Source organism: Leisingera sp. F5 (assembly GCF_001593695.1).
In genome coordinates this window covers 1-1,075 of the sequence record NZ_LUKH01001366.1, presented here as the reverse complement: position 1 = coordinate 1,075, position 1,075 = coordinate 1, and the positions used below count along the sequence as shown (strand labels likewise).

The 1,075-nt window shown below is 58.0% G+C and carries 2 protein-coding genes; both read right to left on the bottom strand.

The window, feature by feature from the left end:
- Positions 1–76 precede the first annotated feature (76 nt).
- Positions 77–613 (bottom strand): GNAT family N-acetyltransferase, encoded by a 537-nt coding sequence (locus tag A2I95_RS41470; RefSeq protein ID WP_129370917.1) that lies wholly within the window; start codon positions 611–613, stop codon positions 77–79.
- 284 nt (positions 614–897) lie between these two features.
- Positions 898–1,075, bottom strand: a 178-nt coding sequence (locus A2I95_RS41465) for a 50S ribosomal protein L27 (protein WP_291738096.1), incomplete at its 5' end; no start/stop codon positions are given.

The following is a 1,075-nucleotide window of genomic DNA, read 5'->3' as shown; positions in this document are numbered from 1 at the left end:
CACGTGTCCCGCCAAAGCCCCAAGGCCTTGGCGGGAATGTTTCGTTTGCCTTACCGCAAAGCGCGCGCCGCGCCAATCACAGTTTTCGGCTGTAAGTCCAGGTTGGGACAGAGGCATCGCGGGCCACTGAATAGCTTTCGGCGTCCCCGAGATATTCAAAGCCGCAATGGATAAGCACCCGGGCCGAGGCCGGGTTGTCCTGAAACACCGAAGCAAACATCGCTGCGTTGCTTTGCGGATTTGCATCCACCAATGCCTTTACCGCGGCAGAGGCAAGCCCGGTATTCCAAAACGGCGGCGCCGTCCAATAGGACACTTCCGACTGGTTGCGGTCCATCCGCTTGAGGCCGATCACGCCTTTCAGCTCTGCGTCGCCTTCGGCGGTGCCATCTATCACCCAGACATCCTCGTCCCGCTCTTCGGCCATGGCGCGGGCAACAAAGGCCTCGGCGGCGCCGGGCGGCAGCGGATGCGGGACCGAGCGGGTCATGCGGGCAACGCGCGCATCGCTGACGTAATGTTCAATCAGCCCGGCATCGGATTTTCGCAGTGGCCGCAAAATAAACCGTTCTGTTTCGATGGCCTGCTGACACACGATATGTTCCAAGTTCATGGACGTGCTCCTCCTCTGCCTGTGTACTTCTGGCGGCAATTGTCATTGTTGTTGCGGCGATGCTTTTCAGATGTGTTCGCCCTGCCCCTGGAGCAAGCCCCAAGGTCTTCAATTCGCGCAAAACTACTTGTTGGTCCGGCGTGAACACCGAACTGCAGCGGCACAAAATCGAGGGGGCTGGAAACAGCAGGAAAACTCATCATGAACTCGCAGACGCAAAAAAGAAAAGGGGGACCGGTCTTATAACCGATCCCCCTAAAGATTTCTTTACCCTTCGGGTCGGTTTACTCAGCGGCCTCCGCCACTGGGAGAACCGATACAAAGGTGCGGTTTTTCAGGCCTTTGCGGAAGGTGACAGCACCTTCGGCGGTGGCAAACAAAGTGTGATCCTTGCCAATGCCTACGTTTTCGCCCGGCCAGAACTTGGTGCCGCGCTGACGCACGATGATGTTGCCTGCGATG